Annotated in this window: 24 protein-coding genes; 11 read left to right on the forward strand and 13 right to left on the reverse strand. The window is 63.9% G+C overall.

Going from position 1 to position 24,942, the window contains the following annotated elements; all coding sequences use genetic code 11:
• Window positions 1–256: 256 nt before the first annotated feature.
• Genes OKW45_RS13080 through hpnD form a run of 4 tightly spaced genes read right to left on the reverse strand, consistent with a single transcriptional unit; the run spans window position 257 to window position 5,215 of the window.
• Complete coding sequence (locus OKW45_RS13080) at window positions 257–1,036, reverse strand: phosphorylase (protein WP_429468670.1); 780 nt, start codon at window positions 1,034–1,036, stop codon at window positions 257–259.
• A 3-nt stretch (window positions 1,037–1,039) separates the two neighbouring features.
• On the reverse strand, window positions 1,040–3,118 hold the full coding sequence (shc, locus tag OKW45_RS13085; RefSeq protein WP_429468673.1) for a squalene--hopene cyclase: 2,079 nt from the start codon (window positions 3,116–3,118) through the stop codon (window positions 1,040–1,042).
• The gene (gene hpnE / locus OKW45_RS13090; protein ID WP_429468676.1) at window positions 3,115–4,383 is read right to left on the reverse strand and encodes a hydroxysqualene dehydroxylase HpnE; all 1,269 of its coding nucleotides are present in this window, start codon (window positions 4,381–4,383) and stop codon (window positions 3,115–3,117) included. Before hpnE ends, shc begins: the two co-directional genes overlap by 4 nt.
• Before the next feature lie 4 nt (window positions 4,384–4,387).
• On the reverse strand, window positions 4,388–5,215 hold the full coding sequence (hpnD, locus tag OKW45_RS13095; RefSeq protein ID WP_429469381.1) for a presqualene diphosphate synthase HpnD: 828 nt from the start codon (window positions 5,213–5,215) through the stop codon (window positions 4,388–4,390).
• On the opposite strand from hpnD, the gene OKW45_RS13100 reads away from it, so the two are divergent.
• Entirely contained in the window at window positions 5,114–5,386 is a 273-nt protein-coding gene (locus tag OKW45_RS13100) for a hypothetical protein (RefSeq protein WP_429469422.1), read from the forward strand. The two genes, hpnD and OKW45_RS13100, sit on opposite strands and share 102 nt — an antisense overlap.
• A gap of 88 nt (window positions 5,387–5,474) precedes the next feature.
• Here the strand turns inward: OKW45_RS13100 and OKW45_RS13105 are convergent, their stop codons facing one another.
• The 3 genes from OKW45_RS13105 to OKW45_RS13115 are packed head-to-tail and all read right to left on the reverse strand — an operon-like array spanning window position 5,475 to window position 7,403.
• On the reverse strand, window positions 5,475–6,425 hold the full coding sequence (locus tag OKW45_RS13105; RefSeq protein ID WP_018424005.1) for a sensor domain-containing diguanylate cyclase: 951 nt from the start codon (window positions 6,423–6,425) through the stop codon (window positions 5,475–5,477).
• The gene (locus tag OKW45_RS13110) at window positions 6,422–7,045 is read right to left on the reverse strand and encodes a chemotaxis protein CheC (protein WP_018424006.1); all 624 of its coding nucleotides are present in this window, start codon (window positions 7,043–7,045) and stop codon (window positions 6,422–6,424) included. Before OKW45_RS13110 ends, OKW45_RS13105 begins: the two co-directional genes overlap by 4 nt.
• Entirely contained in the window at window positions 7,038–7,403 is a 366-nt protein-coding gene (locus tag OKW45_RS13115; protein WP_184004619.1) for a response regulator, read from the reverse strand. The genes OKW45_RS13110 and OKW45_RS13115 overlap by 8 nt, the downstream gene beginning before the upstream one ends.
• 603 nt (window positions 7,404–8,006) lie before the next feature.
• On the opposite strand from OKW45_RS13115, the gene OKW45_RS13120 reads away from it, so the two are divergent.
• Together OKW45_RS13120 and OKW45_RS13125 are read left to right on the forward strand one after the other, a co-directional pair.
• On the forward strand, window positions 8,007–10,301 hold the full coding sequence (locus OKW45_RS13120; protein WP_429468680.1) for a hybrid sensor histidine kinase/response regulator family protein: 2,295 nt from the start codon (window positions 8,007–8,009) through the stop codon (window positions 10,299–10,301).
• A gap of 238 nt (window positions 10,302–10,539) precedes the next feature.
• Complete coding sequence (locus OKW45_RS13125) at window positions 10,540–11,709, forward strand: hypothetical protein (protein ID WP_429468683.1); 1,170 nt, start codon at window positions 10,540–10,542, stop codon at window positions 11,707–11,709.
• 103 nt (window positions 11,710–11,812) lie between these two features.
• Here OKW45_RS13125 and OKW45_RS13130 read toward each other — a convergent pair whose 3' ends face one another.
• On the reverse strand, window positions 11,813–12,367 hold the full coding sequence (locus OKW45_RS13130; protein ID WP_184004610.1) for an NADPH-dependent FMN reductase: 555 nt from the start codon (window positions 12,365–12,367) through the stop codon (window positions 11,813–11,815).
• Between the two features lie 290 nt (window positions 12,368–12,657).
• Between OKW45_RS13130 and OKW45_RS13135 the strand changes: the two genes are divergently transcribed.
• A complete protein-coding gene (locus OKW45_RS13135) occupies window positions 12,658–12,873 on the forward strand; it encodes a hypothetical protein (RefSeq protein WP_026226445.1) in 216 nt (71 codons plus the stop codon).
• A gap of 154 nt (window positions 12,874–13,027) precedes the next feature.
• Here the strand turns inward: OKW45_RS13135 and OKW45_RS13140 are convergent, their stop codons facing one another.
• On the reverse strand, window positions 13,028–13,162 hold the full coding sequence (locus OKW45_RS13140) for a hypothetical protein (RefSeq protein ID WP_018424013.1): 135 nt from the start codon (window positions 13,160–13,162) through the stop codon (window positions 13,028–13,030).
• Window positions 13,163–13,627: 465 nt separating this feature from the next.
• On the opposite strand from OKW45_RS13140, the gene OKW45_RS13145 reads away from it, so the two are divergent.
• Both OKW45_RS13145 and OKW45_RS13150 read left to right on the forward strand, forming a co-directional pair.
• A complete protein-coding gene (locus OKW45_RS13145) occupies window positions 13,628–14,236 on the forward strand; it encodes an RNA polymerase factor sigma-70 (RefSeq protein WP_018424014.1) in 609 nt (202 codons plus the stop codon).
• Window positions 14,217–14,429, forward strand: a complete 213-nt coding sequence (locus OKW45_RS13150) for a zf-HC2 domain-containing protein (protein WP_184004605.1) — start codon at window positions 14,217–14,219, stop codon at window positions 14,427–14,429. The genes OKW45_RS13145 and OKW45_RS13150 overlap by 20 nt, the downstream gene beginning before the upstream one ends.
• A 24-nt stretch (window positions 14,430–14,453) precedes the next feature.
• On the opposite strand, the gene OKW45_RS13155 is transcribed toward OKW45_RS13150, so the two are convergent.
• Together OKW45_RS13155 and OKW45_RS13160 are read right to left on the reverse strand one after the other, a co-directional pair.
• Window positions 14,454–14,699, reverse strand: a complete 246-nt coding sequence (locus OKW45_RS13155; RefSeq protein ID WP_429469383.1) for a DUF1272 domain-containing protein — start codon at window positions 14,697–14,699, stop codon at window positions 14,454–14,456.
• A 33-nt stretch (window positions 14,700–14,732) separates the two neighbouring features.
• Entirely contained in the window at window positions 14,733–16,109 is a 1,377-nt protein-coding gene (locus OKW45_RS13160) for a GntT/GntP/DsdX family permease (protein WP_429468686.1), read from the reverse strand.
• A 248-nt stretch (window positions 16,110–16,357) separates the two neighbouring features.
• On the opposite strand from OKW45_RS13160, the gene OKW45_RS13165 reads away from it, so the two are divergent.
• On the forward strand, window positions 16,358–17,341 hold the full coding sequence (locus tag OKW45_RS13165) for a sulfonate ABC transporter substrate-binding protein (protein WP_429468689.1): 984 nt from the start codon (window positions 16,358–16,360) through the stop codon (window positions 17,339–17,341).
• A 54-nt stretch (window positions 17,342–17,395) separates the two neighbouring features.
• On the opposite strand, the gene arsC is transcribed toward OKW45_RS13165, so the two are convergent.
• Window positions 17,396–17,755 (reverse strand): arsenate reductase (glutaredoxin), encoded by a 360-nt coding sequence (gene arsC / locus OKW45_RS13170; RefSeq protein WP_018424018.1) that lies wholly within the window; start codon window positions 17,753–17,755, stop codon window positions 17,396–17,398.
• A 728-nt stretch (window positions 17,756–18,483) separates the two neighbouring features.
• On the opposite strand from arsC, the gene parA reads away from it, so the two are divergent.
• Complete coding sequence (parA, locus tag OKW45_RS13175; RefSeq protein ID WP_013092840.1) at window positions 18,484–19,146, forward strand: ParA family partition ATPase; 663 nt, start codon at window positions 18,484–18,486, stop codon at window positions 19,144–19,146.
• A 24-nt stretch (window positions 19,147–19,170) separates the two neighbouring features.
• Window positions 19,171–20,226 (forward strand): ParB/RepB/Spo0J family partition protein, encoded by a 1,056-nt coding sequence (locus OKW45_RS13180; RefSeq protein ID WP_018424019.1) that lies wholly within the window; start codon window positions 19,171–19,173, stop codon window positions 20,224–20,226.
• Window positions 20,227–20,284: 58 nt separating this feature from the next.
• Here OKW45_RS13180 and OKW45_RS13185 read toward each other — a convergent pair whose 3' ends face one another.
• Window positions 20,285–21,634: a replication initiation protein gene (locus OKW45_RS13185; protein WP_018424020.1), complete on the reverse strand. Its 1,350-nt coding sequence runs from the start codon at window positions 21,632–21,634 to the stop codon at window positions 20,285–20,287.
• 355 nt (window positions 21,635–21,989) lie between these two features.
• Between OKW45_RS13185 and OKW45_RS13190 the strand changes: the two genes are divergently transcribed.
• Together OKW45_RS13190 and OKW45_RS13195 are read left to right on the forward strand one after the other, a co-directional pair.
• A complete protein-coding gene (locus tag OKW45_RS13190) occupies window positions 21,990–22,388 on the forward strand; it encodes a hypothetical protein (protein WP_429468692.1) in 399 nt (132 codons plus the stop codon).
• 1,270 nt (window positions 22,389–23,658) lie between these two features.
• Window positions 23,659–24,888, forward strand: coding sequence for a DNA-binding protein (locus tag OKW45_RS13195; protein WP_429468695.1), 1,230 nt, complete (start codon window positions 23,659–23,661; stop codon window positions 24,886–24,888).
• Window positions 24,889–24,942: the final 54 nt, after the last annotated feature.

Genomic DNA, 24,942 nt, shown 5'->3' on the forward strand with positions numbered 1-24,942 from the left:
ACTCCGTGTCTGCGGCTCCGGGGAGGACGCGTCATGCGCCGGAACCTAAGGGTTAACACTAGCATACCAAAAGTAGGGGTTTTCCCTGATATTTCAGAATTGCATAATTAATCGTGCTGATAGTCTTGGGGCCCACGATGGACCACCGCTAGTGGTCAACCGCTTCGGGCGATGGCTACGACTCGAGTCGCCGCTTCAGGGGCGGGTCACGCACACGCTAGCGACTGGCTGCCGGCTCCGGACGCGATCGGAATCGCTAACCGCCATTTCCCGTCGCGCAATTGTTGACGCCCGCGATCCGCAGCGCGCCGCCCTTCCCCAAGGCCTCCCGCGCCTCGACCAGCGTAGTCCGCGCGGCACGCGCATCACCGGCGAGTCGCAGCAGCGCGCCGAGTTGCGACGGTTGCCGCAGCAGTTCGCGCAGAATCGGCCCCAGCGCCGTGGTGCCGTCGTCGCGCAAGCCCGCCGTCGCGGCGGGCGGCAGCGTACGCCAGGCCGGATCGACGATCGCGCGACACACGGCGAACGGCAGACCGTGCGCGGCAGCGGTCGCGCCAGCGATATGCGATTCCATGTCCACCGCGAGCGCGCCGGTCGATTCGTGCAGCGCGCGTTTGTCTTCGGCGGTGATCAGCGGCGCGGCGACCGCCGCCATCGCGCCACGGCGCAGACGTCCCGCGAGCCCTTCGGCCGTCCTGACGTTGGTCACGGCGGCGGCAATCCGCTCCGCCCATTGCCGATCCGTATCGATACGCCCGAACGGCCCATGCACGGCATCCGCGACGATCAGCGCGCCCGGTTGCAGATCCGGCGCGAGCCCACCCGCCGTGCCGAAACTGACGATCCCCGCCGCGCCGCGAGCGACCGCCGCGTTCAGCGCGCGCTCGAGCAGGTCGGCGCGCGCCGCATAGACGACTTCGACGCGCTCGCTGCCGTCGCCGCGCGCGATGCGCGCCTCGAACGCCATGCCCGTCACGACGATCACCGGCAAGCTGCTATCGCCCGTCCCCACGGACGGCGTCATCGACACGGACATCTATCACATCCCGACCGTGACGCGCGTGAGCCCATTGCGCTTCAGATGACGGAAGCGCGCGAGCGCCCACAGCGGGAAGAACTTGCGATAGCCGTGGTAGCGCAGATAAAACACGCGCGGAAAGCCGGTCGCGGTAAAGCGCGTTTCGTCCCACAGCCCATGCTCGCGCTGCTCACGCTGCAGATAGTCGATACCGCGCGCCACCGCCTCGTGATCGACCTCCCCCGCCGCCATCAGCCCGAGCAGCGCCCAGGCTGTCTGCGACGCGGTGCTCGGCGCACGCTCGTAGCCGCGATAGTCGAGCTTGTAGCTCTCGCCGCCCTCGCCCCAACCGCCGTCGTCGTTCTGGATCGACACGAGCCATTGCACCGCGCGCCGCATGCGCGGGTCGTCGTGTGGCATGCCGGCCGCGTTCAGCGAGCACAGCGCGGTCCATGTGCCGTAGATGTAGTTCAGGCCCCAGCGGCCGTACCAGCTGCCGTCCGACTCCTGCTCCTGCAGCATGTAGTCGAACGCGCGGCGCGCCGGCTCGCTGCTTTGCGGCAGCTCGCCGAGCTGCGCGAACATCGACAGACAGCGGCCCGACACGTCCGCGGTCGGCGGATCGAGCAGCGCGCCGTGGTCCGAGAACGGAATGTTGTTCAGGTAGTACTGCGTGTTTTCCGGTTCGAACGCGCCCCAGCCGCCGTCGCTGCTTTGCATGCCGACCACCCATTCGCGCGCGCGGGCAATTGCTTCGCGATCCACATCGGACTGCGTGAGCGCCGCCGAGCGGTGCATCGCCATCGCGACCACCGCGGTATCGTCGACATCCGGGAAATGCGCGTTGTTGTACTGGAACGCCCAGCCGCCCGGCCGCACGTTGGGGCGGCGCGAAATCCAGTCGCCGCGCACGTCGAGAATCTGCAGCGGACGCAGCCACGCGAGCCCGCGTTCGGCCGCCTGTTCGGCGCGCGCTTCGCCGGTTTCGAGCAAAGCGTGCGCGGCGAGCGACGTATCCCATACCGGCGACAGACACGGCTGGCAATAGGCTTCGTCGTCCTTGATGACGAGCAGCTTGTCGAGAGATTTGCGAGCGATCGCGCGATGCGGATGATCGGCCGGATAGCCGAGCACGTCGTACATCATCACCGAGTTGGCCATCGCCGGGAAAATCGCGCCGAGGCCGTCCTCGCCGTTCAGCCGTTCGTCGACGAACGCGACCGCCGCGCGGATCGCGCGCTCGCGGGTCGCCTTCGGCAACAGGCCATCGACCGCGCGCAGCACCGAATCGACACAACGGAACAAGCCGAACCAGCCCGCGTGCTGATGCGGTGCGCGCTCGTTCATGCCGGTGTTCACCGGCGCGCTGCGGAACAGCTCGTCGATGCGCACCTTGCGCGGATTACGCGCGAGCGGCCGCTTCGCGTTGAGCACCAGCAGCGGCACGATCACCGTGCGCGCCCAGTACGACACCTTCGACAGATGGAACGGGAACCACACCGGCAGCAGCATGATCTCGACCGGCATCATCGGCACCGCGCGCCACGACACCACCCCAAAGAGGGCGAGCAGGATTCGCGTGAACACGTTCGCGTGCTCCGCGCCGCCGTGCGCGAGGATCGCGTCGCGCGCACGCACCATGTGCTCGGCATCGACCGGGTCGCCGATCATCTTCAGCGCGAAGTACGCCTTCACGCTCGCGCTGATGTCGAGCGCGCCGTCGGTGAAGAGCGGCCAGCCACCGGTCAGCAACTGGATGCGGCGCAGATAACGCGCGATCTTCTGTTCGAGTTCGAGGTTCGGCGTTTCGCCGAGATAGTGGACCAGCAACACATATTCGGCCGGAATCGTCGCGTCGGCTTCAAGTTCGTAGACCCAATGGCCGTCCGGCTGCTGCGCGGCCAGGATTGCATCGGTCGCGCGCGTGATCGATGCGTCGAGCGGGCTCGCGCCCCGCACGGGCGGCGGCGTTGCGGTTGCCAATGCGTCCGCCACGGCGGGCGCGTTGGCAACCACGGCAGCTTCGGCCAGGTTCGGCGCCGCATCGGCGGCTTCGGGCAGCGCCGCGTCGAGCGGCTGGGTGTGAGATAAGTCGTTCATCTGCGTTCCATCGGTTGATTCAGCAGCGTATCCGCGGCCTTCTGGCCGGAGCGGATCGCGCCTTCGAGCATCGCGGGCAGGCCGGTGGCCGTCCAGTCGCCCGCGAGCACCAAATTGTTCCAGCGAGTGCGCGTGCCCGCCCGCAATGTCTCCTGCGCGGGCAGCGCGGCAAACGTCGCGCGCGATTCCATCACCACCTGCCAGCGCGGCAGCGGCGCGGCCGGCAGATTGACCGCCTGCGCGACCTCGGCCCAGACGGTCGCCGCCAGCACGTCATGCGGCGCGTCGAAGAGCCGCTCGGCGCCGTTGAGCGTCACCGACAGGCGGTCGTCGAACGCAAACAACCATTCGGCCGTTCCGTTCAGCAGCGCGGTGATCTGCGGCAGGCCGAACGGCGGCTCGACCGCGAAATGCACGTTGAGCACGGCCGCGAAACGCGTCGGCGCGCGCAGGCCCGGCACGAGAGCCACCGCGGCTTCGGGCGGCAGCGCGAGAATCACCGCCTCGTTCGCGCCGAGCGCGATGCTCTCATCGTCGAAATGCAGCGCCTGCACACGGGCCGGGTCGGCCGCGAACGTGATGTCGCGCAGACGCGAACCGAGCCGAATCGTCGCGCCGCCATGTTGCAGCAGACGCAGCGCCGGATCGACGAACGCGCTGCCAAGATCATTACGCGCGACCAGCGGCCGGCACGCGAGCCCGCCCGCGAGCAGCGTTTCGCGCACGAGCGCGCCGGTCAGTTCGGCCGACGCGTCGCGCGGCTCCAGATTCAGCAGCACATGCAGCAGCGGCCGCAGCAGCCGTTCCCACAGCGGACCGTGACAGCGCATCGTCTGCGCGACGCTGCGGCCCGGTTTCGCAAACAGCAGCGGCACGAGCGACAGGTAATCGGTCGGACCCGTGTTCGGCACGCGCGCGCGCGGATCGAAAATCCACCACGGCAAACTCCCCGGCGACAGACGCACGCTCCAGCGCGAACGCGTGGCCAGATCGACGAACGGATACTCGGGCTGCGCTGAGCCGACCAGTTCGTCGGCGGCGCCGATCGCGCGCACGTAGTTGAGCGTCGCGGCATTGGCCGACAGCACGATGTGATTGCCGCTGTCGAGCGTCGCACCAAGCTTCGCGTCGTAGTACGAACGGCAGCGGCCGCCCGCGTGATCCTGCGCTTCGTGCAGCACGACCCGCGCGCCGCGTCGCTGCAACTGCACAGAGGCTGCGAGCCCGGCCACGCCCGCGCCGACCACGTGGACGAGCTTCGGCATCAGTTCAGAAAAGCGCGTAACGCGCGACGATCCACAGCAGGCGCAGCTTCGGCTTGCTGACCTTCGTGCGCGGAACGTCGAAGCCGCGCTCCAGCGTGCGCTCGAGCAGCACGCGATAGACGCCCGACATGATGCGCGGCGCGCGCACTCGAGCGCGCGGCTCGCGATCCATGATCGCGTCGGACTCGGCGAAGTGCTGCTTCGCGCGCTCGGCGAGCGTCGCGCAGACGCGCGGCAGCGTCGGATCGTCGGCGATCTGCCGCGGGTCCGTGGCCGCGATGCCTTCGCGCGCGAGCAGCTCGCGCGGCAGGTAGCAGCGGTTGATGACGGCGTCTTCGTCGATATCGCGCAGGATGTTGGTGAGCTGCAGCGCGCGGCCGAGATGGTGCGCGAGCAGCCGGCCCGGCTCGTCACGCATCCCGAATATCCTCACCGACAGACGGCCGGCCGCGCTCGCGACGCGGTCGCAATAGAGGTCGAGCGTGGCGTCGTCGGGCGCGCAGATGTCGGCGGCGGCATCCATCGCCATGCCGTCGATCATTGCGTGAAAATCCTCGCGTTGCAGATGAAACGTGTGAATGTGCCGTGTCAGCGCGCGAAGCGACACGCGCGGCTGGCCGGCGTAGCAAGCGTCGATGTCGGCGCGCCATTGCTCGAGCCCGGCCGCGCGCTCGGCGCGCGGCAGGTCGCTGTCGGCGATGTCGTCGACGGCGCGGCAGAAGGCGTAGACTTGGTACATCGCATCGCGCTGCGCCGCCGGCAAGATGCGCATCGCAAGATAAAACGAGCTGCCGGACGTGGCGGTAGCGGCGTCGATTTCAGTATCGTCCACGACAAGATTGGAAACAGCCAAGACGATCTCCGCTGGAGGCGCCCGCTGAAAGGCGTTCAAAAAGGTTTTTATGCCAACCCGCAGGGCAGTGGGCCCGCGCGCGCGAACACGCGCGAAACATCCGGCTGGGCGGCCGGAAACGGCGAAAAGTATAGCAATCTTTGCCGGTGACCGCAGTTTCGCCGGTCAAAAGGGGGACAGGAAGGAAGGCAGCCGGGCGCGGGGCGACGGGCTCGACCGCACCGCCCCCGCTAGCGAATCAGGCTCCCGCGAGCCGGAACGCGACCGCGCAGTTGCGGCCCTGACGCTTTGCGCTATACAGCGCCGCGTCGGCCTCGTTGATCAGCACGTCGTAGGCGGGCACGCCGGCGCGCGCCGTCGCGCCGCCGAGGCTCGCCGTGACCGGCACGCTAGTGCCGATCAGCTCGACCGGCGTTTCCTCGATCACGCGACGGATCTTCTCCGCCACCAGCATCGCGTCGTCGAGCGGCGTGCACGGCAGCAGCAGCGCGAACTCCTCGCCGCCGAAGCGCCCGAACGTGTCCTGTGCGCGCACCACGCCGGCGACGCGCTGCGCCATCACACGCAGCACCGTATCGCCGACGCCATGACCGAACTGGTCGTTGATCTTCTTGAAGTGATCGAGGTCGAACAGCAACATCGACATGTCGCCGCCGTAGCGCTGCCAGCGCGTGAACTCGTCACGCAGCCGCGTTTCGAAAAAGCGCCGGTTCGCGATACCGGTCAGTCCGTCGCGATTCGCGTACTCCTGCAGCTTCGCAACCGCCTCCTCGCGTTCGCGCTGCACGATGCTCACATGCGTCACGTCGGAGATCGTCACGCACACGGCCACCACCTCACGACCGCGCATCAGCGGCATGAACGTGCAGTCCTGCTGCATGAAGTCGACCCCACCGGTGATCGGCCGGTCGTGATCGAACTTGAACAGATACGGGCGCTGCTCCCACGAGCTGAACGCAAAGCTGCCGAGCTGAAACACGCTCTCGATCTTGCGCGAGAGCCACACGCGCGGCAGCTCCGGAAAGTTCTGGTAGATCGAGTGGCCGACCACCTGCTCCGCTGACAGGCCGCTATGGTCCTGCATGAAGCGATTCCACATCAGCACGTTCAGTTCACGGTCGAGCACGAAGATGCCAAAACCGACCCGCTCGACCACGAGGTCGCTCAACGATTCCACGGAGACGTTCATATACTGGACAGCAGCGCATCGAGCGCTTCATTCATGTGTCGGATTGATTCTTCGGCCATCAGCATCACCAGATGCGCGCGAAAACTTTGATGTTCGAGCGCGAAATTCACTTCGACGAGCAGCGCCACCTGCCATTGCAGCACGCCGGGCTGGAACACTTCGTCGAGCGTCAGCGTGTCGCCGAGCATGCCCGGCGCGGAAAACACCGGCGTGCGGCCGAGCTGCTCGAGTATCGACGACACGCACGCGCCGGACAGCAGGTTCGCGACGTCGAGCATCAGTTCGCGCTCGCCGATCTCCTCGTAGCTCGAACGCGCGTACGGGTCGCCGACGAGCGAACACAGCTGCGCGATGCTGTCGCTGCGGCAGATCACCAGCACCTCGCCCTTGATGTCCGAGCGAAAGCCCTGACGCACCGCGCTGACCGTGTCGTCGATATGGGTCATCTCGCGCAGCGTGCGCGCCGCGTCGCTCACCTCGACCATCCGCACGCGCGGCACCGACAGCTCGATGAACGAATCGAGCAGGCCCGCGAGCCGCGTCGCGGCCCGGCCCATCGCGAGATTGGCGATTTCCTGTAGCGCGTCGCGCTGGTCTTCGGTGAAGGCGGGCTCAGACATACAAGCCGTACTCCTTGAGGATGGGCAGGACCGCCTCCGGCGTCACCGGCTTGGCGATGAACGCGATCGCGCCGAGCTCGCGCACGCGCTCCTGGGCGAGCGGCTGCACGTCGGCGGAAACGACGATCACGAAGGTGTTGAGGTCCTCGTGCTGCAACGCTTCGAGGACCTGGTAGCCGGTCATGTCGGGCATCGTCAGGTCAAGGAACATCACCGATGCCTTGCCCTCGCGATACAGCGCGAGCGCCTCGTGCCCGTTCGTCGCGTAGGACACGTCGACTGCCCAGTCGGGCGGCAGTGCCTTCGTGAGCAACTTGCGGGCGAGCAGCGAATCGTCGGCGATCACAATGGGCAGCATGGCAACGGTGGGTCGGGCGTTTTGGGCGGGTCGGATAAAGGAATCGGCTGGTTCGTCTGCGCGCTTTCCGCGCCTGGTTGTGTGCGTATTTCGTTCGTCACGACAGCGGAGGGTGGCACTCCTTCGCGTGATGCCGACCGATGCGCGACCAGGTACAGCGGCGCCTGTCGAATTGCTATTGCCTTTGGCGAGAGGGGTGCGAATGCAGCAGGACGCGTTTGGCGAACCATGACGATCCGGCGCACAGAGGTGGCAACGGCTTTTTATCGTGGCGAGGATTGTCGAAGTAAAGTCGCGCAAAAGCAACTCGCCAGAATCGCTGACGGTAACGATCTGTTTCTCTGCTAGGCGAATTTCAGAAATAGATCTATCGTCGGGGCGGACATTTTTTTATCTTTATCCTTTTGTGTACGTTTGCGCTTCCCGATTCGTCGCTGTTTTAAAGCCGCTCTTAAAGAACGGCCGGCACGGCGGACGCCCATCCCCAACGCTTTGCGGCAAATTATTCCGTGCTGCGTCTATGCTTGTTCAGAAGGCGGCATGGTGCCGGCAACGGCCCGATACGGGGCTGCCACATCCGAACGACTTTTCGCGTCAACGACAATGACATCAGACCGGGTCGATTCCGCGCGCGCGGGCCGTCTTCCGCGTCGTCCCGCCCGCGAGCAGGACGACGCGTCGTTTCCCGCCGTGCCGGAACAGAATTTCCAGGTGCGTCGCATCACGCTGATCGCGCTGCTGGTCGCGGCGATCGTGCTGCCGTTCGTCTACGTCGCGGCGATGGCATTCGCCGATCTGCGCTCGCGCGAGGCCGACGCGACCGATCTGGCGCTGCGCACGGTGCGGGTCGCCGAAGAACACGCGTTGAAGGTGTTCGACATGAACGAGACGCTGAACTCGCGCATCGTCGATCTGACCGAAGGCCTCGACGACGACGGCATCCGCGCGCGCGAACACACGATTCACCACAAGCTGCGCACGATGGGCGGCGGCTATCCGCAGGTGGCCTCGATGTCGATCTTCGGCCAGCAGGGCGCGCTGCTCGTGAGCAGCCGCCTGTATCCGTCGCCGGAAATTTCGATCGGCCAGCGCGACGATTTCGTCGGCATCCGCGACGGCAACGTGCTCGAACGCGTGTCGAAAGTGATGACGGGGCATGTGAGCGGCGAACAGGTGTTCAACATGGGCGTCGAGCGCCAGGCGCCCAATGGCTCGTTCGCGGGCGTCGTATCGATCGCGCTGCGGCCCAGCTATTTCGACGCGTTCTATCGCGAGTTGCTCGGCAGCAGCGACGCTACGCCAATCATCATGAGCCTCGTGCGCACCGACGGCGCTGTGCTCGCGCACTACCCGCGCGGCCCACGCGAGCCGACCGCGCTTGCGTCCGATTCGCCGTTCGCCGAAGCGGTCAGGCAGGGGCAGCGCTCCGGCGTCGTGCGGATGCGCTCGAGCTTCGCCGGCGGCAACCTGATCGTCGCCTTCCGGCACATCGGCTCGTATCCGGTCTACGTGCTGTGCGGCTATCGCACGTCGGCGATCTGGGCCGCCTGGTACAAGCACCTGAGCGTGCTGGTCCTGTCGATGTTCACGCCGTCGATCGCGCTGTGGTGCGTGATCTGGCTGTCGCTGCGCCGCCTCGGCGCCGAAGAGGAAGCGTGGCAGCGTTGGCAGGCCGAGGCATCGATGCGCCGCTCGATTGAATCCGCGTACCGCCAGTCGCGCAAGATGGAAGCGCTCGGCACGCTGGTCGGCAGCGTCGCGCACGACTTCAACAACCTGCTGATGATCCTGTCGGCCAACGTGCAGATCGTGCGACGGCGCGGCGTCGGCGGACTGGAGCGAGAACTGTCGGCGATGGAACGCGCGCTAAAGAGCGGCCAGTCGCTGACGCGGCAGCTGCTCGGCGTCGCGCGCAAGCAGCCGCTGCGCACCGAGACGCTGTCGCTCGAACGCTGGCTGCCGTCGTGCCGCGAACTGCTGCGCGCGTCGCTCGGCGCGAAGGTGTCGCTCGTGATCAATAGCGGCATTGATACCTGGCCGGTGCGCGTCGACGTCGCCGAGCTCGAGCTCGCGTTGATCAACGTCGCCGTCAATGCGCGCGATGCGATGGCCAACGGCGGGCGCTTCACGGTGCGCGCGAGCAATGTCGTGTTCCGTCACGAGGACGGCTTTCCGCTGACCGGCGAGTTCGTGCAACTGTCGCTCGAGGACACCGGCGCCGGCATGGCGCCCGACGTGCTCGCGCGCGCGTTCGAGCCGCTTTTCACGACCAAGCCCAAAGGCATGGGCACGGGACTCGGATTGCCGCAGGTCTTCGCGTTCTGCGAGGGCTCGGGCGGGCTCGCGGCAATCGACAGCGCGATCGGCGCGGGCACCTCGGTGCGGCTCTATCTGCCGCGCGCGTCGAGCGAGCCGCACACGGCCGGACCTGCAGAAGCGCTAGCGACCGAAAGCGGCGTGCCGCAGGGTCTGCGCGTGCTGCTCGTCGAGGACAACGAAGAAGTCGCCGCCGGCACCGAAGCGCTGCTGCAGATGATGGGTCATCAGGTCACCTGCGTGTTCAACGCCGACACGGCGCTGCGTGTACTCGACGACGCCCGCGCGAAGCGCGCGAGCACCGGCGAGCCGCTGCCGTTCGATCTGGTGCTGTCGGACATCCACATGCCCGGCAAGATGAACGGCATCGATCTGGCCGAAGCGGTGCTCAGGTTCGACCCACGGCTGCCGGTCATCCTCGTCACCGGCTACGCGGAAGAGCTCGACCGCGCGCGGCACGCGAACGTGCGCGTGCTGTCCAAGCCGTTCGATATCGGACTGCTGGAGCAACTGCTCGAAACGATCCAGCACGATGCCGTGCAAACGAGCAACGATACCGCCACCCATCCGGCCGATACCTGATGTCGACGATATGTCGGCGGCATTTACCAGGCCTTGTAAAAAGCGCGGCGCTTACACGCCGCGCTCTTTACATCGTGAGCCCGCGTCATGCGTAGCACGCCGGGCAGCGCGGCGCCGCGCGTGGGACGCGGCGCCGCCGCGCGGCGATGCGGGGGCATGAAGGTTGCTTGCCCGCAGACGACAAGGGGACGACGCCGCGAGCGCCGCCCGTTCCAGCAGAACATGTCGGGAGACAACCATGCAACATACCGTGATTGGTTTATTCGACACTTACATGCAGGCCGAAACCGCCCGCGACACGCTCGTGCAAACCGGCTTTGCGCGCGAGAAGATCGAGTTGCAGGCGAACGCCGAACCTTCGGTTGGCTCGGCCACCAGCGAAGTCGCCAACGCGGGCGTGCTCGCGAATATCGAGCGCTTTCTTGCCAGCCTGTTCTCGACCGGTCCGCGCTCATCGGACACTGCGCGTTACGCCGAGGCGATGCGGCGCGGTGCGGTGCTCGTGTGCGTCCACGCGGCGAGCGAGTCGCATGCGGAGCTGGCGCGCAATACGCTCGTGCGGCTCGGCGCGACGGATATCGGCGACCGCCCGCCCGAAGCGGACACGCCGGTCGCCACCGCCCGCGACCACTCGATACTCGATGAGTTGGGCATCGGCGCGGTGATGCCGGGAACGCCGCGCACGTCGAGCGTAACGACCGAGGCGGGTGCGACGCCCGGGATGCGCGACACCACCGCGACACCGGGGGCGGCGGGCGTGAGTTCGAGCAGCGGCGCAGCGGGTGCGGCGGCCATGACCGAATCGACCGGAATCGCCGGCGCGACGGGCGCCACTTCGGCGACCGGTACGAGCGCACCCGACACCATGCCCCCTCCCGCCACCCCGCGCCCTGATCCGCTGACCGCCATGCCGCCGCCGGACATCGGCGCCGCCGCCAAGCCGTTCGCGCCGCCGCCGATCAGCGAACGGCCGATGAGCGATCCGGTCAACGAACCCGTCGTCGATCCGCTCGCCGGCGATGCGGGACGCAGCGCGATCGCCGCCGGCTCGGTACCAGGTTCGGGCGCGGTGATGCAGCCGTCCGACATCGTCCCCGAAGGCGGGCAGCCGGGCACCGGTCCCGGCGCCCAGATGCCGAACGAATATCTGGAATACGAAGAAGATTTCCGCGCGCACTACGACGAGCAGTACGCCGCCGCGAACGCGCGCTATGAAGACTATGTGCCGGCCTATCGCTACGGCGCGGAGATCGCTCGCGACGCGCGATTCCGCAATCGTCCGTGGGATGAGATCGAGCCAGAAGCACGCCGCCATTGGGAAACCACGTCGCCCGACAGCACGTGGGAGCGCTTCAAGCTCGCGGTGCGTCACGGCTGGGAGCGGGTGACCGGCCATCACCACGTGTAGGCGATGCGCCGAGCGACACGAGCGCGGCCGCCTTACGCGGCGCGCGCTGCGTTCGCGTTGCTTCGGCGGATGGTCAGGACGCGGTCAGCGGCGCGAGGCTCGGCTACACCGCCCCGTGCCGCTTGATCCACGTGACGTAGCGGTCCATGAACGTCTGCAGGAACTTGCGCGTGCCGTCGTTGACGATCTCGCCTTTTTCGTTGATCACCGCTGGATCGTGCTTGATGAACACCTCGGGCTGCCCCATCGCCGCGACGTCGAGATAGGCGAGCACGTTGCGCAGATGCTGTTGAGCGAGCGCGCTACCGGTCGCACCGACCGAGGTGCCGATCACCGCGCCGGGCTTGTTGGCCCACGAGTTGGTGCCCCACGGCCGCGAACCCCAGTCGATCGCATTTTTCAGCACGCCCGGTATCGAGCGGTTGTATTCGGGAGTCACGAACAGCAGACCGTCCGCGGCTTGCACACGCTCCTTGAGCTTCTTGCCGGCCTCGGGATAGTCGGCGTCGTAGTCCTGGGAGTACAGTGGCAAGGAGCCGATATCGATGTATTCGAAGGTGAAATCGGCTGGAGCAAGGGAAATCACCGCCTGAGCCAACTGGCGATTGAACGAATCCCGCCGCAGGCTGCCGACGACCACTGCAATGTGATAGGCCATGTTCGCTTCCTCAGGTAAGGCGCTCGACGCGCAGAGAGTACGAACTGTCCATCATAGGCAAAAGCCGCGCGAAACGCCCAGGCCCTGGCGAATTTGGCCAGGTAATAGCGGATCGGGAAGGGTTTTTGCGGTACCTGTCGGTGGATAACCTCGCGGCTCGAAAAGTTATCCACAGATTCGCTGAATAACCTTGTGGATAAGTGGGACTTTTGCCTTGTCAATCAAGCATGCCTTCGGGCCAGGGCGATCTGAGGCAAATGGACACCATCGACATTCTGGAGGACCGGATCATGAGTCTCGACTACGCAGGAAAATCCCACGACGAAGCGGTCGCCGCGCGCAAGAAAGCGCGGCAGCGCGCGCAGGAGCCGGCGGGCGGCGAGATGGCCGTCGACGGCGTCGAAGCCGACGCCACGCATAGCTGCGGCGAGTTGTCGGAACGAGGCAAACAGGTGTGGCGCACGGGCGCCGGACTCGATGGCGGAGGGAAGGCGCCGAGCCGCTAGCACTCGCGCGTTTGTCCGTCGGCCGTAGCTAGAACGGGCCGCTTGACGCCGCCGTATCCCCATGCAGGCCGAATGTTGAATACTGGAATACGAAAGGGCGCCGTTGCCGGCGCCCTTTTCTCATGCTTCCTTGCTGCGCATTTCGACGTGGCGATCAGTTGCCAAAAAATACGTTGCAGTACGACGCCGGGCCGTTGCAGGTCGAAGCCGGAGCGTCGGCGTGAGCGACACCCGAGGCCGCTGCGAACAGCGCGGCCGAAGCGATCAGGGCGGAGAAAATGCGTTTCATGGTGTGCGTCCTCGTTTGTGTGTTGGTTGCGCGATCTGATGCGATCGATGGCGTGAAGAATAGCGAGCGGGCCCGCGTCCACCAACAGCGAAGATGAGAAGACATTATTTTATAAATTGAAATAATCGCTATTGTGCGGTTGCGGTGAACTGGTGGTCGACCGCGACGCGTTGACCGGCCCGTATGGCGATCCAACCGTCTTGTCGCCCGCAGGCTCGAAATATCATTTCTTGCAACAATTAATTTCCGGTGTCATAAGCGGCCGCGCCGCGCGACGAAGCTCCTCGGGCATCGATTGCCAAGGGGCATATGTTCAATACCGATTCGCTAGGGCAGGAACGTGAGGGAGAATGGCGCACGCATCCGCAAACCGTGCGAGGACGACCATCTGCTCATGAATCACGACGTTTCAGGACGACACGCGCAGCGCAGCCCGCGGCCGACAGCGCAGCGACGGAGCATGCCGTGACGCAGCCAGGCGCTCCCTCGCTGGACGATCCCATCTATCTCGCCCAATTGCGGCGTGACCTCGTGCGCTTCGCCCGTCTGCAATTGCGCGATGCCGCGGCCGCCGAGGACGCCGTGCAGGAAGCGCTGACCGCCGCGTGGACTCAGGCCACGCGTTTCGCCGCGCAGTCGGAGCACAAGACCTGGGTGTTCGGCATCCTGCGCCATAAGCTCGTCGACACGCTGCGCGCGCGCCAGCGCACGGTCAATCTGTCGGCGCTCGAAGCCGAACTCGACGGCGAGGCGCTGCTCGATCGCGAGCTCTTCAAGGACAACGGCCACTGGTCGCGCGAAACCAAACCGCGTCCGTGGCCGACACCCGAAACCGCATTTCGCCAGCAGCAATTCTGGACGCTGTTCGAGATGTGCCTCGAGCATTTGCCCGAGCACATTGGACGCGTGTTCATGATGCGGGAGTTTCTCGACCTCGACATCGCGGCGATCTGCGCCGAACTGCAGATCAACGCGAATCATTGCAGCGTGCTGATCTATCGCGCGCGGCTGCGGCTGCGCACGTGCCTGAGCGAAAAAGGCCTATCCAGCGAGGATGCGAATGGGGAAATGTAAGGACATCACGCGGCTGCTATCCGATGCGCTCGACCGCTCCCTGTCGACTGGCGAATGGCTCGCGATCCGCCTGCATCTGCCGACCTGCAGCGGGTGCCGGAACTATCGCAAACAGATCCGCCTGCTGCGGGTCGCCGCGCATGTGGCGGGCGGAGTGGCGAACGTGGATGGAAAGGTGAGCGGCGACGAGTGATTTGCCGCTCTGCCACACCGCAGTTCAGCGCTCGCCGATCGGCACGTCGCGATAGCGTTCGAAAAAGCGAGCATGCGATGCTTCATCGATGCCGACAGGGTGCGCATCGGCACGCGCCGGATGTTTGGCGAGTTGCGCGCGGGTGCGAATCGGCCGATGCGCGAAATTGCCGCCGCAATTCGGACACACGTTGCGCAGCCTCGTCAGCGCGCAGACCTCGCAGAACGTGGTTCTGCGCGCGCGTTCCTCTGCGCGCGCGTCGATACGCAGCCCAAGTGAGTGAGGCTGTCGCGCGCGCCGTGCTCACGTCAACGCGCTCCATAGCACGAGCGTCAACGCGAGACCGACGACCGATACGATCGTCTGCAAGACCGACCACACCAGTACAGTCTGTTTAAGCTGGAGTCCGAAATATTCGCGGACCATCCAGAAGCCGGCGTCGTTCACGTGGCAGAAGAACACCGAACCGGCGCCGATCGCGAGCGCCATCAGCGAATTGTGCGTCGTGCTGAGGCCCGCAACGACCGGCGCGACGATGCCGGCCGTCGTCGTCGTGGCGACCGTCGCCGAGCCGGTGGCCTGGCGCAGCGCGACGGCGATCAACCACGCGAGCAGAATCAGCGGCATATGCGCGCCGACCGCGATCTTCCCGATCGTCGTGCTGATGCCCGCGACGACGAGCGCCTGCTTCAGGCCGCCGCCCGCGCCGATCGTCAGCAACAGCGCGGCGATCGGCGGCAGGCTTTTGCGCAGAATGCCCCCGACGCGCTCGCGCGCCATGCCGCGCGACCAGCCCAGTGCGACCACCGCGAACAGTACGGTGAGGCCTAGCGCGATCAGCGGCTCACCAAGAAAATTCAGCGTATTGAAGAGGAACGTTTCGGGCTGAAGCAGAAGCTTCGCGACCGTGCGCCCGAGCATCAGAATGACAGGCAGCAGGATCGTGATCAGAGAGATCGCGAAGCCCGGCGGCTCGAAGCCGTTCTGCTCGGCGGTGAACAGCTTGCCCATTTCTTCAGGCTCGACGACGTGCATGCGTTTCGACAGCCAGATGCCATACAGCGGACCGGCGAGGACCACAGCGGGAAGCGCCACGATCAGGCCGAGGCCCAACGTCAAACCGAGATCGGCGTGCAACGCGCTCACCGCGATCAGCGGACCCGGATGCGGCGGCAGCAGCGCATGCAGCGTGGTCATACCGGCGAGCGCGGGAATCGCGATGCGCAGAATCGGCTGCTGCGCGCGACGCGCCATGACGAAGATAATCGGCACCATCATCACGAGGCCGACTTCGAAGAACAGCGGCAGGCCGATGAGCAGCGCGACGACGGCCATCATCCACGGCAGCGTGCGCGGGGTCGAGTGCGCGAGGATCGTCGACACGAGCCGGTCGGCGGCGCCCGATTCGGCCATCAACGCACCGAGCATCGCGCCCAGCGCAATGATGATGCCGACGTCGCCGAGCAACGCGCCGGCGCCTTTGCTGAACGCGCTCGCGACTGCTTCGAGCGGCAGGCCGGCCGTGAAGCCCGCCGCGAAGGTGCCGACCAGGATCGACAGGAACGGCGCGAGCTTCAGCACGCTGATGAAGATGATGATCAGTGCTAGTCCAAGCGCGCACGACAGGATCAGTTGGGTGTCGTGGGCGGCCCACGGTGTCAGCGTTGTCGTTACAGGCACGGCGGTTTTTTTCCTCTCTTCGTTTGCAGTCGATCGATGCAGCCGCGAGCTGGTGGTCGCGGCCGCTTGTTTTTGCCGGTCGATTGTAGCGGGAGGGGAAAGGTTGGGCTTTGGGCAATGCTTCGCGACTGCCGCATGATTTGCTTATGCGAATTTATCGGTTCGTCCAGGCCCGCAGACGAATTATCGTCGGAGCCAATCGGACCATATTTTGGCGTCCGTTAAATTCTTTTTCGACGAGTATTCTCATGTCCCGTGATCCGCTGCTGACGCGCCGTACGTTTCTGGCCGGCGTAGGCGCAACGCTGGCCGCCGCCGCGTTGCCGGTCTTCTCCACCGCCGCATTTGCCGCCAATGAACATGCAAAAGAACTTCGCATCGGATATCAGAAAGCCGCAAGCACCCTGGTATTGCTGAAGGCGCACGGCACGCTCGAAAAGCGGCTCGCGCCACTTGGCATCACGGTCGAATGGACCGAGTTTCCGGCTGGGCCGCAATTGCTGGAAGGGCTGAACGTCGGCGCGATCGATTTCGGCTATGTGGGCGAAGCGCCGCCCGTCTTCGCGCAGGCCGCGGGTGCCAATTTCGTCTACACGGCGTATGAAATTCCGACGCCGCACGCCGAAGGCATCCTCGTGCATCCGGACGCGCCAATCAAAACCTTGGCCGATTTGAAGGGAAAGAGGATTGCGCTGAACAAGGGCTCGGATGTGCACTGGTTTCTCGTCGCCGCGTTGCGGAAGAACGGCGTGAAGTTCAGCGAGATCCAACCCGTGTATCTGCCGCCCGCCGATGCACGCGCGGCCTTCGAGCGCGGTGCGGTCGATGCGTGGGCGATCTGGGATCCGTTCCTCGAAGCCGCCAGGCGGCAAACGAACGCGCGGCAGCTCGCCGATGCCGAGGGTATCGTGAGTCACCACCAGTTCTTTCTGAGCGCGCGGCCCTTCGCGCAACGGAACGGCGACGTCCTTGCGATCGTGATCGATGAAGTCGGCAAGGAAGGGGAGTGGGTGCGCGGCCATTACAGCGAGGCCGCCGCCCAACTCGCGCCAATTCAAGGGCTCGACGCGAGCGTGATCGAATCAGGCTTGCGGCATTACGCGCATATCTACAAGCCCGTCGACGCGAACGTACTTGCGGAACAACAGCGCATCGCGGATACGTTCACCGAGCTGCATCTGATCCCGACGAAGATCGTGACCAAGGATGCCGCGCTGTCCGGTAAAGCCTAGCGCAGCAGTTCGAGTCCGCATTGCCCACATCGTTTTACTTCGACGGTTGCGCGATCAGGCGAAAAGCGCGGCGACATTTTCCGGCGGTCGGCCGATGACAGCCCGTCCGTTTCTGACGACGATCGGTCGTTGCAACAGAATCGGATGCTTCGCCAATGCTTCATAGAGTTGGGCGTCCGTCAGCGACGTGTCGGCAAGATTGAGCTCTTTATATTCAGCCTCGGTATCGCGGATCATTTCGCGGACGGGACAGCCGAGTTGAGCATTGAGCTTCTCAAGCTCTGCGACGGTGAGTGGCTTCTTCAGATATTCGACGATTTCCGTCGCTTCGTTTGCGGGGTTGTAGGTGTTCGCGAGGAGTTCGCAGGTGGTGCGAGATTTGGAGCAGCGCGGGTTGTGGTAGATGGTGATCATGGCTGGATGCGGGGCTTACGCCGTTGAAGGTTGCTGTGACGGTTAGAAGGGTTCGGGAATTTTAGCGGGTGACTTGATGACGTGGCGCGGGATGACTGCGCGGCATCCGCGTTGTTTGAACCCTCGGCGAGGTGGGTCGGTTTATGCGCATAAACCCACGCCGCCTTCGGGGCGAGTGGGAACCGTTTAATGCTGGCACCCTGAGTTCTAGTCGCGCCTGCGATTCGCTCGCGCGGGCGCGATTCAAGCGACAACCTATATCCCCCGCTGATGAAGCACCGGACGCACGCTTGACGCTTGCCGCCATGTCTGCGGAGAATCGGTGTCGGACGAATTCACGACGAATCGTCCCTCCGGGCCAATTGGCACGTGAACTTTATGCGCATAAAGTCTGGCGCCTCTCACCCCTTTGGCCGCTCAGATGCGTGCGCTCCTTTTCCCAGCACATCGGCCCGAGAATAATCGCGAACAGTCACCGACGACTGTGCACGCAGTACGCGAGCACTCATTACTTTCCCTTTGCCGCCGCAAGACAGCGATCAGCAACCCTTAAGCCCCAATCCACGCTTGCTCTGATATCCCGCAAGACCCGGGCACACGTCCGGTGCCTCTTTATGCGCATAAACCCTTTGCCGAATGGCCAATTTAAGAACCGCGCTTACGCAAATCATTTGAAATAGCAATTCAACCAGGTAAAATCCATTTGCGTCTAAAAAAGGAGGTGAAATTTGGCGGCAGAAATCATCGCGGTAACACAGCAGAAAGGCGGGGTCGGGAAGAGCACCATCGCGATGCATCTCGGCGCTGCATTTCACGAGAAAGGCAAACGCGTTCTCGTCGTCGACGCGGATGGCCAAAACACTCTGATTCACTGGGCCAGTGCTGCCTCCGACGGCGACATCGGTATTCCATTCGCCGTCGTCAACCTATCCGAAGCAGGCAGCCAGATCCATCGCGAGATCAAGAAGTTTGTGGCTGACTACGACATCATCGTCGTCGACTGCCCGCCGTCCATCACCGAAAAAGTCTCCGGCGTCGTTCTGCTCGCGGCGAGTGTCGCGGTGATCCCAACTTCCTCGTCCCCTGCCGATTACTGGTCGAGCATCGGCCTCGTCAAGCTGGTCCAGCAAGCGCAGGTCATGAACGAAGACCTGCGAGCCGTGTTCCTGCTCAACAAGACTGAAGAGAAACGGATGCTGACGCGCGAACTGAAGCGCGCGCTCGAAGAACTCGGCTTCCCTCTCCTCAAGACCCAGATTCCCACGCGCGAAGCCTACAAGCAGGCAATGGCGTTAGGGCAAACGGTGCTTCAGATGAACGACCGCGGCGCGAAACTCGCCGCACTCGAAGTACGGGCGTGCGCCAACGAGATCGCCGCCTTGCTCCCGTGAATTTATGCGCATAAAGGACCCTGAATGAAACCGTCCCAGTTCGCCAAAGGCTTTCAAGCACGTCCTGACACGTCCAGCAGCGAAAAGCGCACCGCGCTCGACCGTCTGAATGCGATCGACGGCCTCGTCAGAAACGAGCCGAAAACTCCCGTGATCGCCGGGCGTCCGATTCCGGGCGTCTTGCCGTCGCGTCTGCAAGACGCGGAGATTCCTGATCCGGACAACGAATCGGCGGCCTACCGCGCCTGGAGGCTCGAGCACGGCTATCGTCCCGGCCAGATCGTCGAACTGGCGCTCAAAACGATCAAGCCGAGCCCGTTCAATCCACGGCACTTCTATGTGAAGTCGTCGATTGCGGAGCTTGCCGTCAATCTGGCGAAGCAGGGGCAGCAGCAGGCGATTCACGTCATTCCCGACTATGACAACCCTGGCACCTACTTCGTCAGTGACGGCGGCAGACGCGTGCGCGCGCTGAAAGAAGCGAACAAGGAGTCGGTGAAAGCGATCGTCATCGATCTGCCGATCGGCATCCAAAGCTACAAGCTCGGTTACGACCTCAACGTGCAGCGCGACTCGCAGACGGTGTTCGACAACGCGGTCGTGTGGCGACGCTTTCTCGACGAGCGACATTTCCAGAGCCAGAAGGAACTGGCCGAACATCTCGGCCTCGACGAATCGACGGTCGCAGTCGCGCTGTCCATCGCCAAACTCCCGGAAACCGTGATGCAGGAGATGGTCGCGCGCCCTGACCGCTTCGGCTCGAACATGGCGTATCAGGTGGGCCGCTACCACACGGCTCGCGGCGCGGAGGCGACACTGCGACTGATCAACCGGATCCTTTCCGACGATCTGAGCACACGCCAGGTCGCCGACATCGTCAAAGGCCGAGCGACCTCGCAGGAAAGCGCCAAACCGGCGGGCCGGCAGCGCTACGCGCAACGTCTGGAAATCAAGCTTGGTGGTGTGTCGGTCGGCGATCTGAAGTCGTATGGGGACGACCGGCTCGAGTTGCGCCTGAAAGGCCTCACGCGTGAAAAGCGCGACGACATCCTGCGGCAGATCGAGAAGATGCTGAAGTAAGACGTGAGGGCGGTGCGCATGCACCGCCGCCTGGATTTCAAAGGCAGTTATCGACCCATCAGGCCGCGCGCGACTGGCTCAGTGTAAAGGCGAGCAGATCGCCGTCGGTCGGTTCGCCCCAGGTCCTGCGCGCGAGCCAGTCGAAGAACGCCGTTTCGACGATCTTCGACTCGAGCCCGCGACGCCGCCAGTCGTCGCGCATGTGCGTGCCGAGCCCCGGCAATTCTTCTTCCTCGAACGACTGTCGCGCGATATCGCGCTCCGACTCGCCCTGTTCGTTGTACAACTCGTAGGCCTGCTTGCGACGGTAAGCAGAGTATTCGCCGAGCAGACGCGCCTTCAGATCGTCGGCCGGCGACGCCGCGGCCTTGCTGGTGCCGCCACCCGCGGGCAGCGCCTCGACCGGCGGCGCATAGCCTTTCTTCAACGCATCCTTGAACAGCGCCGGCGCACTGCGCACCGGCGGCAGTGACGTGCTGCGCATACGCTGCTCGGTCATCTGCAGCGCCGCGCGGATCCGGTTCTCCTCGCTGTCCGCGTAAAGCGTTTGCGCCTCCTTGAGCGGAATGCCGATCTTCACCATCCGGTCGACCAGCGTGCTGTCGAACACGTTCGGATGTTCGTCGAGCGCGAGCATCGGCTGCTTGCGCTCGGTCACGCGGAACTGGATTTCAGCGACGCGCCGACCCTCGCGATGCTCGATCAGCTCGACAAAAATGTTCGTGACCGCGTTGACCTCGGCGATGGCCGGGCGCAGGTAGTCGCGCTTGAAATACTTATACTCGCGCTTCGCCTCGTCGCCGGCTTCGGTATCCGGCGTACCCGACAGAATCGGCCGCCACCATTCCCAGGTCTCGCGCATCGTCAGGTGGCTGGGGTTGGTCAGGTAGCGCACGCAGATCTCGTAGAGTGCGAGGCCCGCGCTGCTGCGCAGCTGACTCTGGAACTGCAGACTCAGCCGCGCATACTGAACCGGATCGAGCAGTTTCTTCTTGATCTTCGGCGCAAACGAAAACTCGACCCAGACGCGACGCGTGGTCGGATCTTCGAGAATTTCCGCGTCCGCGATCAGCGTCGAAATACCCCATTTGCGGCCAGGCTTCTGACTCGACGTGCCGGTGCTCCACTCAACCTGCACCGACACCATGCGGCGCAGATGCTCCTTGACGAGCGCGGTGTCATTGGAATCGAACGCGGAATTGGCGACGATATCGGACAGAAGCGCCCGATAGGTGTCGCCCGACTCATCCGCTTGCTGGGCCACGGCGAGTAACACGTTAAAAAGCTTGCGCGTGAGCAGCGTGATCTTGCCGCTCTTGGGCTGGATCGCGATCGCCTCGACGGCTTTGCGCAGCTCAGCCGAGCTCGGGCTGACAACATCGGTCTTTTTCGCGCGCTTCGTAGCCATGCGTCGAGGTGAGGAGGGGATTTCGCGAGAGCATACCGGCTGTGGTGATATGCGTCTATAGCGCCCATCTCACCATTGCCGGTGAAGCGAGTTTACGAAGCGCAACTCACCTCGAGCAACTCCCGAAAACCCTCACCTCGTGTGCGTGCCGCCAGGATCGGGCTCTCCTTGCCGGTCGCGGCGTTTGCGAAGCCGGCTCGTTTCGCCGCGTGCGGCAACTGGGAGCATGTGATCCCGAATCTCCTCACCTCGAAAATTTTCGCGGATTTTTTCGAGAACCTCGTGCAAACGGATGGTGTCCGGGGCGGGTGAAGACTTTGTCGTGCGGCCTCGCGATCGTTTCGTCGATCGTCGCGTGCTGCTGGCCGACGCACAGTCCGGATCAATAGATGGAATGCCCGCACGGTATTGGACCCGCTACGCGGCGTGGGCCAGCGACAGGCGCCCCGTCAGCCCTGTTGTCGGTGCATCAAGCTTCCTATCGTCGGGCGCGCCATTCGAGCTGCTTGGTGCCTCCGCTGACGATTCAGCCCTCACCGCCGAGAACCTGCCAGCATTAACCACCAGTTTCGACTTCGAGCTTCGTCCGAAGCTGCCGAAAAAGGGGAGATCCAACCACAGGCAAATCCTCACCGCTCCGATGCTCCCGAAAAACCTCACCGTAGCACCGCGGAACGGCACAACACGACACGCGCTCATGCCGCGCCAGTACCGCATTTCTCCAATGCAATCTCCTGAAAAGCCTCACTTTTGACGTTTACGGAGGCCACGGCGCCCCCTCCCAAAGAACTCCTGAAAACTCTCACCTTTGCTGGCGGACAGGCAAAAAACCAATGATTTCCGTGACTTGCGATAATCCCATCGAGCATTTGAACCACCGGGTGTCCCCGTAAAACCTCACCTTAAGCCCGTTTTTTCGCACCGCAGCACTTTCATTGTGTCCCGTGGATCTCCCGGAAAAACTCACCTCTGCAATCAGAGACTCGGTATACCTACGCTCGCAAATCGCCAGTTGCCGGGCATCTCCGGCCGATAACCCGCGTTTCAGTCCCGAATCTCCTCACCGTAACGCGCAGAACCCTATCCAGACCTTCCCGAAAAGCCTCACCTTTGACGAAATCACCGGCCAAATCAGCTCGCGGATCTAGCTGATAAGCCAGTTCCCCGAATCCCCTCACCTTTCCACTCGCCAGCGGTTCCCGCCGACCAGTCTTTCGGGCAATCGATGTGTCGAAATCCATCCTGGCTCCCGTAAAACCTCACCTCAGTAGTCTGGATGCTCAAAAAGAAAGCAAAATTGGACCCCGCGTCCCGAAAAATCTCACCTTCGTTTCACGTTTTCTCCCGCCACGGCTCACCAAAGCGGTTATCCACCCCAAAAAACCGGCAAAAAACCACGCTCGCGAGCCTCCCGAAAGCCCTCACCTTGCTGCTGGCCAAACCGAACAGACACTTTCGAGGACTGTCGGGCGCTTCGCGGCTGCGAAGTCCCGCAAAACCTCACCTTTGCCCAGACCCCACGTATACGGCGTTTCCTGAACCCGCTCACGTTCCGTCCCGGAGCCGCTCACCGAGCTTCCCGGACCCCATCACTCGTGTTTCCCGCAGACCCTCACCACGTCTCCCGCAAAGCTTCACCTTGCTGGGCTGAAAGCCCTGCCAGATAAGGGTTTGCCGAGTCGTTAACGTTTTTAACAAGGGTTCAAAGGTGTTTATTTTTATTACTCTCAAGCCTTGCACCCGCGAGCCCCTGAAACACGGGCCCAACACCACGCAGCCATTGCCGATCAATCGTGAAACAGTGCGCGATCATGCGAGAACCAAACAAAATTCTTCTAATACAAGGGCTTATTAGCTATTCTTCGTTTTGTTTCACGGAGAAAAACGGTCCGCGCATGTTTACTATCGCGATTTGCACGCAAAAGCCTGTCGGTATGCGCCAATCCCTTCGCCACCGATAGATTGGTAGCAAACACTACGTAAATTGTTATGATCCATCCAATTCGAGCCACATCGAGGTAAACATGAATCTGGATCAGGAGCGGCAAACCATTCGCGACGAGCTTGAATCAATGCGTGCGCAGGGCGTGCGCCGCCAGGATCTGTCGCTGCATGCATGCAAACGGCTCTTTTTCGATCTCGGCATCCGACCATCGATGGCGGCCGTTCGCGATCTCACGCAAACCGGCAGCGCGAGCGACATCCCGAAGGACATCGATCATTTCTGGGAGCGCATCCGCAGCGTATCGCGGGTCAAGGTCGGAGCGGGCGCGATACCAAAGGCACTCGAAGATCGCGCCGGCGAACTGCTGGGCGCGCTATTCGAAGAAGCGGTCGTGCAGGCCAAAGCGTCGCTCGATGGCGAACGCGAGGAGATCCGCGCGCAGATCAGTGCCGCAGATCTGCGCGTACGCGAGGCGGAAATTCGTCGGGATGCGGCCGACGACTCCATCAGGCGCAGCGAAGCGCGCGCCGAAGCCGCGTGGGAGCGGGTTCGCGCACTTGAAACCCAGTTATCGAGCGCGACTACGCACGGCAGCGTTCACCTCGAAGGCATGCAGGCAACCACGCGCCGGCTCGACCAGGAGAACGAGGCGCTGCGGCAACGGCTCGAAAACGAACAGACCACCAATGCTGCGTTGCGCGACCGGATCGACGCGTTGCACGTCGAATTGCGGCAAAGCACGGAGCACTATGCACAGCAGATCAAGGATGCGGTCGCGGAAGCCGAGCGGCGCGTCAAGCCGATGCTGGTCGAACTCGACTCGCTGCGTAGCATGGCCGCGACGTATCAGTCCGGCGTGCGTGACGCGAGCCGCAAGGAATTCGAGTTCATTCAGCAGATTGCCGCCGCCAAGGCACGCGCCGATCGGCTCGACGCGCAGCTGCGCGAGCAGTCGGACGAAGTCGACGCGCTGACGAAAGAAGTCGCCACGCTGCGTGGCCAGCAGGGCATCGATCCGGCCATCGCCGTACTGCTGTGCTCGCTGGTTACTGAGGGGCGGCTCACGAGCAAAGAGTTGAGCATGATCGGCACTGCGGCTGACGGCCACGTGACGCTGCCCGCGAAATGCCCGAAATGCGAGGAAGGTGAGCCGGAGCTGTCGCAGGTCGATCACCGTTTCGAACTGTTGTGCCCGGAATGCGAGCACTCTTCCGGCCTCGGCGAATCGAGGCTCGCGGCGGTGAACCAGTTCCTGTCGAACGATGGCTCCACCGCGCCGTCGTCCCGCTCTGTCCACGCGATGCGTTAACCAGAGGCGGCCAATCCAACGGAAAAAACTCAAAGGTGAGGAAATTCGGGACCG

Origin of the sequence: Paraburkholderia lebeckiae (genome assembly GCF_050436225.1) — a bacterium.
GTDB lineage: Bacteria > Pseudomonadota > Gammaproteobacteria > Burkholderiales > Burkholderiaceae > Paraburkholderia > Paraburkholderia tuberum.

Bases quoted from the DNA above. Each gene is read 5' to 3' on its own strand.
- shc (WP_429468673.1), bottom strand. From the start codon at position 3,118: ATGAACGACTTATCTCACACCCAGCCGCTCGACGCGGCGCTGCCCGAA.
- OKW45_RS13105 (WP_018424005.1), bottom strand. From the start codon at position 6,425: ATGAACGTCTCCGTGGAATCGTTGAGCGACCTCGTGGTCGAGCGGGTC.
- OKW45_RS13080 (WP_429468670.1), bottom strand. From the start codon at position 1,036: ATGTCCGTGTCGATGACGCCGTCCGTGGGGACGGGCGATAGCAGCTTG.
- OKW45_RS13130 (WP_184004610.1), bottom strand. From the start codon at position 12,367: ATGGCCTATCACATTGCAGTGGTCGTCGGCAGCCTGCGGCGGGATTCG.
- OKW45_RS13135 (WP_026226445.1), top strand. From the start codon at position 12,658: ATGAGTCTCGACTACGCAGGAAAATCCCACGACGAAGCGGTCGCCGCG.
- OKW45_RS13110 (WP_018424006.1), bottom strand. From the start codon at position 7,045: ATGTCTGAGCCCGCCTTCACCGAAGACCAGCGCGACGCGCTACAGGAA.
- hpnE (WP_429468676.1), bottom strand. From the start codon at position 4,383: ATGCCGAAGCTCGTCCACGTGGTCGGCGCGGGCGTGGCCGGGCTCGCA.
- OKW45_RS13150 (WP_184004605.1), top strand. From the start codon at position 14,217: ATGCGAATGGGGAAATGTAAGGACATCACGCGGCTGCTATCCGATGCG.
- OKW45_RS13125 (WP_429468683.1), top strand. From the start codon at position 10,540: ATGCAACATACCGTGATTGGTTTATTCGACACTTACATGCAGGCCGAA.
- OKW45_RS13140 (WP_018424013.1), bottom strand. From the start codon at position 13,162: ATGAAACGCATTTTCTCCGCCCTGATCGCTTCGGCCGCGCTGTTCGCA.
- OKW45_RS13120 (WP_429468680.1), top strand. From the start codon at position 8,007: ATGACATCAGACCGGGTCGATTCCGCGCGCGCGGGCCGTCTTCCGCGT.
- OKW45_RS13180 (WP_018424019.1), top strand. From the start codon at position 19,171: ATGAAACCGTCCCAGTTCGCCAAAGGCTTTCAAGCACGTCCTGACACG.
- OKW45_RS13195 (WP_429468695.1), top strand. From the start codon at position 23,659: ATGAATCTGGATCAGGAGCGGCAAACCATTCGCGACGAGCTTGAATCA.
- OKW45_RS13185 (WP_018424020.1), bottom strand. From the start codon at position 21,634: ATGGCTACGAAGCGCGCGAAAAAGACCGATGTTGTCAGCCCGAGCTCG.
- OKW45_RS13115 (WP_184004619.1), bottom strand. From the start codon at position 7,403: ATGCTGCCCATTGTGATCGCCGACGATTCGCTGCTCGCCCGCAAGTTG.
- arsC (WP_018424018.1), bottom strand. From the start codon at position 17,755: ATGATCACCATCTACCACAACCCGCGCTGCTCCAAATCTCGCACCACC.
- OKW45_RS13165 (WP_429468689.1), top strand. From the start codon at position 16,358: ATGTCCCGTGATCCGCTGCTGACGCGCCGTACGTTTCTGGCCGGCGTA.